General features: G+C 75.6%; 1 protein-coding gene. It reads left to right on the top strand.

All coding sequences use genetic code 11. The features are described from left to right. On the top strand, positions 1-665 hold a 665-nt coding region (locus tag AC2W7M_RS26920; protein WP_486136289.1), incomplete at both ends, for a transcription antitermination factor NusB.

Below are 665 nucleotides of genomic sequence, written 5' to 3'. Positions count from 1 at the left end.
CCCGTGCCCTGGCGGTGGAGGGGCTTGAGAAGGTCCTGCGCCACGGCGCCGCCCTTGAGGAGGCGGCCGAGGGCTTCGACCCGGCGCTGGAGCCGCGCGACCGGGCGCTGGCCTTCCGCATCATGGCGACCGCGGTGCGCCGGCTTGGCACGCTGCGCCTGGTGCTCGGCAAGCTGCTGGAGCGCGGCCTGCCGAAATCCGCCCCGCGCCTGGAGGCGATCCTGCTCGCCGGGGCGACGCAGGTGCTGTTCATGGACGTGCCGGACCATGCGGCGGTGGGCCTCAGCGTCGATGTCGCCCGCGCCGATCGCTCCACCGCGGGCTTCGCCGCCCTCGCCAATGCGGTGCTGCGGCGCCTCACGCGCGAGAAGGAGGCGCTGCTCGCCGGCATCGATCCTCTGGATGCCGACACGCCCAACTGGCTCCGGGCGCGCTGGCGCGCGGCCTATGGCGGCGAGGCGGCGCGCGCCATCTGCGCCATCAATGCGGTGGAGCCGCCGCTCGACATCACCGTGAAGGCGGACCCGGAGCGCTGGGCCCAGGCGCTCAGCGGCGAGGTTCTGCCCACCGGCTCGGTGCGCATCGTCCAGGCCGGGCCGGTGCGCGCCCTGCCCGGCTTCGCGGACGGCGAATGGTGGGTGCAGGACGCGGCCGCCGCGCTGCCC

The organism is Xanthobacter sp. BG11Y11_SDJG (assembly GCF_057364445.1).
Note: the sequence above shows the minus strand (reverse complement) of the source record. Positions and strands in the feature narration are given on the sequence as shown.